Origin of the sequence: Clostridium sp. (genome assembly GCF_029267215.1) — a bacterium.
Classification (GTDB): domain Bacteria; phylum Bacillota; class Clostridia; order Clostridiales; family Clostridiaceae; genus Sarcina.
On the sequence record NZ_JARIDH010000070.1, the window covers coordinates 1 to 6,273 of the forward strand.

6 protein-coding genes are annotated in these 6,273 nt (G+C 25.8%); 2 read left to right on the forward strand and 4 right to left on the reverse strand.

Annotated features, from left to right (window positions below):
* Positions 1-65 precede the first annotated feature (65 nt).
* Complete coding sequence (locus Q1K13_RS11555) at positions 66-1,265, forward strand: SEL1-like repeat protein (RefSeq protein ID WP_300351015.1); 1,200 nt, start codon at positions 66-68, stop codon at positions 1,263-1,265.
* A 272-nt stretch (positions 1,266-1,537) separates the two neighbouring features.
* Here the strand turns inward: Q1K13_RS11555 and Q1K13_RS11560 are convergent, their stop codons facing one another.
* The 4 genes from Q1K13_RS11560 to Q1K13_RS11575 all read right to left on the reverse strand — a co-directional run bounded on the left by Q1K13_RS11560 (position 1,538) and on the right by Q1K13_RS11575 (position 4,942).
* The gene (locus Q1K13_RS11560) at positions 1,538-2,359 is read right to left on the reverse strand and encodes a CPBP family intramembrane glutamic endopeptidase (RefSeq protein ID WP_300351019.1); all 822 of its coding nucleotides are present in this window, start codon (positions 2,357-2,359) and stop codon (positions 1,538-1,540) included.
* A gap of 274 nt (positions 2,360-2,633) precedes the next feature.
* Positions 2,634-3,473: a CPBP family intramembrane glutamic endopeptidase gene (locus Q1K13_RS11565; RefSeq protein ID WP_300351022.1), complete on the reverse strand. Its 840-nt coding sequence runs from the start codon at positions 3,471-3,473 to the stop codon at positions 2,634-2,636.
* Positions 3,474-4,051: 578 nt separating this feature from the next.
* On the reverse strand, positions 4,052-4,735 hold the full coding sequence (locus Q1K13_RS11570) for a DUF6773 family protein (protein WP_300351025.1): 684 nt from the start codon (positions 4,733-4,735) through the stop codon (positions 4,052-4,054).
* A 3-nt stretch (positions 4,736-4,738) separates the two neighbouring features.
* Positions 4,739-4,942, reverse strand: a complete 204-nt coding sequence (locus Q1K13_RS11575) for a helix-turn-helix transcriptional regulator (protein WP_300351026.1) — start codon at positions 4,940-4,942, stop codon at positions 4,739-4,741.
* 292 nt (positions 4,943-5,234) lie between these two features.
* Between Q1K13_RS11575 and Q1K13_RS11580 the strand changes: the two genes are divergently transcribed.
* On the forward strand, positions 5,235-6,272 hold the full coding sequence (locus Q1K13_RS11580) for a YeiH family protein (protein WP_300351029.1): 1,038 nt from the start codon (positions 5,235-5,237) through the stop codon (positions 6,270-6,272).
* Position 6,273 lies beyond the last annotated feature (1 nt).

Sequence of the window (6,273 nt, forward strand, 5' to 3'; positions counted from 1 at the left end):
AAAAAGTAAATGTTTAACCAAAGATTTTTAAACTTATTTTTGAGTATTTTAGGGGGAGAAATTTTATGAGTAACTCAGATAAAAGATTATGTGAAAGTAATGAGAAGTTAGAAAAAGCTGTTGATTATATACTTGGAGAAGGTAAAAAACAGGATATAAATAAATTTTTAAAGCTTTGTGAAGAGGCGGCTGAATCTGGAAATATAGAGACTCAGTTTATATTAGGAAAGGCATATTTAGATGGATGCTACTGGCTTTCACAATTCTTTAGAACACCTATAAAGGATGAGGCTTGGATTGAGATAAATGAACCAGAAAAAGGTGTTAAATGGCTAGAAAAAGCAGGTGAAAATGGTGATGAAAGAGCAATCTATGCTTTAGGTTTAGTTTATTACTGGAGAAAGCTTGGAGAGCCAAATTATAAGAAGGCTTTAGAGTATTTTTATAAGATTGCAGATAAGGACAAGTTAGCACAGTTTAATATTGGACTTATGCATGAGTATGGAAATGGAGTAGAAGCTAGCATTGAAGAAGCTAAAAAGTGGTATGAAAAGTCAGCTAATAATGGATGCAAAGAGGCTTTATTTAACCTAGCTTCAATATATTATTTTGGAAAAGATACTGGAAAAGTTAATATAGAGGAAAGTATAAAGTGGTATAAAAAAGCTATTGAATGTGGATATGGGGAGGGTGCTTCTGCCATAGGAATAATTTATGAAGAAGGTTACCATGTTGAGAAGAATCTTGAAAAAGCAATGGAATATTATAAATTAGCTGATGAATTAGGAGATTCTAATGGGGCTTTAAGATTAGGAGATTTATACTTCAATGGAGGATATGTTAAGAAAGATTATAGTGAGGCCATGAAACTTTATGAGAAGTCTGCAAGACTTGGAAATCCATTAGCTTTCTATAATATAGGAAATATGTTTAAGGCGGGATTAGGAGTTGAAGTTGATTATGCTACAGCAGTTGAATTCTTTAGAAAAGCAGGAAAGTTAGGATATATTAAAGCTTTAGTTAGCATAGGCTCCATGTATGAAGAAGGAATAGGGTTTGAACAAGATTATGAAAAAGCTAGAATGTTCTATGAAAGAGCAGGAGAATTTAATTGTGGAGAAGGTTTTAAGAGATTAGGAAATCTTTATGAAAAAGGATTAGGAGTTGAAAGAGACCATTTAAAATCCTTTGAATGTTATAAGAAGGCTACTGAATTAGGTGTTGATATGACAGGTTCATTAGTATATGAACTTTATAATAAATAATGAGCTTTAGGCTTAGTAGAGAGTTAGACTAAGTTATAAACTAGCATTAGATTTTATGATAGTTTATAATTTGAAAAATTAAGAGGTTATCTAAAAAGTGAATTTTAGATAACCTCTGTTTTTATTTAAGGCTTTGTTTTAATTTAATATTGATTTTAGTAGGGTACTCTTTACACTTAATTTAAAATAATACTGGTTTAGAACAAATTATAATTAAATATTATGTGGAATCAATACACTTAAAGTCTTAGTTAAGAGTAAAGTTATTTACATTAGTTTTTAACAGGTTTTTTATTAAGATTTTTATAGACTATTATTTTATAACCACCAAATAACATTAATATTAAAGAAATTACAATTGTTAATGTACTAACTAAATTTGATGAAAAGAGTAGATTACTAAACATAACACCAAATAAATTAAATATCATATGGCCAGTTATGGAAGCATATATGGAATTGAAATAAGTAAATATTATTCCTAAAACTAATCCCATTAAAAAGGCATATAAACCTTGAAATAGATTATGGTGAAAAATTCCAAAGGAAATAGCTTGAATAATTATAGCGACTGAAAGTTTGAAGTTTTTCTTTAGGTATCCAAAGATTATTCCTCTAAAAAATATTTCTTCAAAAATAGGAGCAAGTATTATTATTTCTAAAAATCCAAGTGGAGATAATAAGCTTGACTCTATACTATTTGTAACTTCTTCATAACTTTTAAATAAATCTGGGAATATTTCATAGAAAATGTTAATAAGCATATTGAAAAATACTGAAAATCCAAAGAAAAACATTGATATATAAATTAAATTTTTTAATTGTAGTTTATTTGGACTACAAAAAGTTTTTATGGTTTCCTTTGAGAATTTTGTTATCTTTTTTAACATATAAAAAACAAATAATGCAGTAAAAATATAGAGTAGGCTTTCGAATATGCCAGAATACTTAGGTGAAGCTATTAGACTACTAGGAGCAATACCTAAAAATAAGCAAAAAATAAGTGTTAAAAAAAATAATGGAACTATGCTACATATATTATAGAAAATTGGAAAGCCTATTGTAGTTAAAATTACCGATTTGAATTTTTGCATAGTTTACCTCTCCTTTTTGTATGTTATGTTGTTTTGATTAATTAGTGCTTTTATGTTAGAAATTAGAACTCTCTAAATTATAAGGTTATAATTATTTAATTAGTTTTTATAAAAAGTTTAAACTTAATAGTATAAGAGTTGAATATAAAAATAGGGCTATACTAAAACTTAAAATGAAACTTTTAAATATATTCCAAGTATAGTTAGTCCCTATAGGAATATTGTTTGAAAGTTTTATTAAAAAGTTATTTTAATATAGCCACCTTAATTTTTATTAAAACATATTAGCTTGTGAACGTAAGCTTTTTGAAAGTAATCTTCCACCTAAGATTAATGTAAATAATGCAACAACAACTTCTATTAATAGTATTATTAATGGAGATATTACTGTGCTAAGCCCAAGTAACATTGGTATTAATAAAACTCCAAATAAGTTATATGTTATATGAGCTGTAATTGATGCAAATAATGAATCTGTGTAGTAAAATACAATTCCTAGGAATAATCCAAGGATAAATGCATAAGTTCCTTGAACTAAGTTACCATGAGCAATTCCAAAGATTAAAGCTTGTACTATTAATGCTATTGGGAATTTAAAATTATCTCTTAAAAATCCAAATATAACGCCTCTAAAGAATATTTCCTCAAAAATAGGTATTAATACTATAAGACCTAATAAAGTTATAAATGAACCATGGGAAGCAGTTATTGAATTTGATACCATTTCATAGCTTTTGAATAAGCTAGGGAATAGTGAAGAAAATACTTGCATTAATAAGATTATTAAAAAAGCTATTCCTATAGAAGTTAATGATATTAGTCCAATATTTTTTAAACTAAGTTTATGAAATCTACATCTTCTAATAAGTTTTTCTTTTGTAAATAAGAATATTAAAAATAGTATTATAAGGAATGTTACATCCCCTATTAAAGTAAGTTTATAGTTTACTGGAGTAAGTATTTTCATTAATTCATCTTTAGGCAATAAAGAAATATTTACCTTGTTGGCTACAGAATAATAACCTATATAAGCTCCAGTTATAAGTCCTAATATTATAGACCAAAGTATTGGTAATCCAATAACAAAGCCTAAGGTTTTAAAAAACTTTTTCATATGTACTACCTTCTTTCATAAATTTCAATTAAGTATTTTTAATTAAGTATAGATTTTAATTAGGTCTTTAGATATATTAATTAAATAAAACTTTAGACTGATTATTAAATGGTGTGAAGTTCTATGTAAAATCAGCACCAGTTTATATGTATATTAATTTTAATTAAATTTTAGATAACTCTTAATATTCTATAAGTAGTGAGCGGCTAAGTATAATTAGTTAACTAACTTCTTTTAGAGTTAAATATTTATTTTTAAATAAAGTTATGTATAAAGGGAATAGAAAACATTTAAAGTTGTTTTTAGAAAAATTTTCACATATAAAATTAATATCTTTATTTTCAGATATTAAAATTTAATTATTACCTAAATATAGAGTTAATTTATTCTTTGAAAGTAAAATATTGTTTATTAATAGTATATCAAAATACCCAGAAATTTTGAGGGAAGTATAAAGTATTTAAGGTTATTTTAAGATTATTATTTTACTTTATTTAGTATAAAATTATACTTAGGATAAAACAATGGATGAAAATTTAGATTATTAATTTGCTTTGTTTAGTATGAAATATTTTATTTTAGCTGGCTCTTTTATCAGCATTCTTTTTTGAGCGTTTTATCATTAAAGAAAGGATTATGTACATAGGTACACCCCATAATACTGCAGAAAGTAAAACTCCTTTTATTAAGAAATTAAAGCTTAAAATTGGAGAAGTATTATATGGTAATGAAACTATTACTCCATACCCTAGAGAACAAAGGGATAAACGAACTTTAAATCTTGTTTTTGAAAATTCTTTATTTCTTTTTTGTAAAATAAGAAGACCATATTTTAAGTAATAATAAGTGGCATAAATACCAGGGATTAAGAAAATTAAAAAATTTATTGCTGCAATATAAATTTTATTAAGACCCCATAAATAAATTAATCCTGAAAAGACAACCATATAAAATGATACATAGAATGATTGGGAAATAACTTCATTTCTAATTGAAAGTAAGCATTCATCTTTTCCTTTTAATAATTCTAAAGGATTAACACCAATCATAATACTTCTAATAATTATGTATGAATTACATCCTATTAATGCAAATAGTTCTACTGCTATGTTAAGTAAAGTTACTTTTAAAAATATAGCTTTTATTAGTATGGTAACTAAACAGGTAATCTGTAAAATGGCATAAGCTTTTAAGTTTACAGAGTCTGTTTCTTTTTTTATTCTTTCATCTCGAATTCTAAAATGGTTAAGTATTCTTTCCATAACTTATTCCTCCCAAAAAAGTTCATCTAAAGTTTTACCTAATTCTTTGCAAATTGAAATACATAGTTTTAAGGTAGGATTGTATTTACCTGATTCAATCATGCTTATAGTTTGTCTAGTAACTCCAACTTTCTTAGCTAGATCATCCTGTGATAAATCATTTTCAACTCTTGCAACCTTCATTCTTTTATTTTTATTATTTTCCATAATAATCCTCCTATTAGTTTTATATTAACTCCAAATTTTACTAATGTCAAATATATATGACAAAAATAATGATATAATTTACTTTATCTGTTGATTTGACATTAAATTAGTATAACAGAAAGAATAAATTTATACATTTATATAAGTTTTTACTTATATATTATATCAATTTAAAGTATTTTTACTTATATAAGAATGAATATATAATAAGATTGTTCAAAAAATTGAAATAAGTTTCAAAGATTAATATAAAAATAATAGTTTAGATTTTGAAAAAATAAGAGGTGACTAGATGAAAGGAAATATATTAAGTTTTAATAACATAAAAAATAAATTTAATGGAATTATACCAGGACTTATAATATGTTTAATAATAGGAATAATAGCAGAGGGCCTAGGACATAAGTTTCCTACTATTGGAGCTGCAAGTTTTGCTATATTCATAGGTATTTTTGCAGGAAATACATTTTTAAAAAGCAGTAAATATGATAAAGGGACTAAGTTTTCAGAGAAAGACCTTTTAAACTATTCAATAGTTTTAATGGGAGCTTCTTTAAATATAATGGATATAATGCACTTAGGTTTTAGTGGAGTTTTGTACATAGCTATATTAATGACTTTAACAATAAGCACAACTTATTTTATAGGAAGAAAATTAGGTTTTAATCAAAAATATTCTTTATTAATGTCAGCAGGTAATGCAGTATGTGGATCATCAGCTATTGGTTCAGTTGCACCAGTTATAAAATCTGATGAATCAGACAAGGTTATAGCCATTACAATAGTAAATGTAACAGGTACAATACTTATGATACTTTTACCAGTAATTACAGCTTTTCTTTATAAAAATAATGTAATGCAAACATCAGCATTAATGGGAGGAATTCTTCAGTCTGTTGGACAAGTTATAGGTTCAGCTAAATTTATTGGAGATAACGTTGTTGAGATGGCTACAGTGTTTAAGATTATAAGAATTATATTCTTAGTAGTTGTGGTTTTAGTCTTTGCAAAAATAGAGGTTGAGGAAGAAAATAAAGATGAAATAAAACATCATCATAAACCAACTCATAAAGTTAGAATACCTTGGTTTATAATAGGATTTTTCATAGTTTGTATATTAAACACATTAGGTGTAGTACCAGGAAATGTTGGACATGCTTTTAAGTGGGTAAGTTCAAACTTTGAAATAATAGCTTTAGCAGGTATAGGAATGAGAGTTAAAATAAGTGATTTAGTAAAAGAAGGACCTAAAGCAATGCTTTATGGTGGTCTTGTTGGAACTTGCCAAATAATATTTGCAGTATCACTAATTAGCATTTTTATAAAGTAAT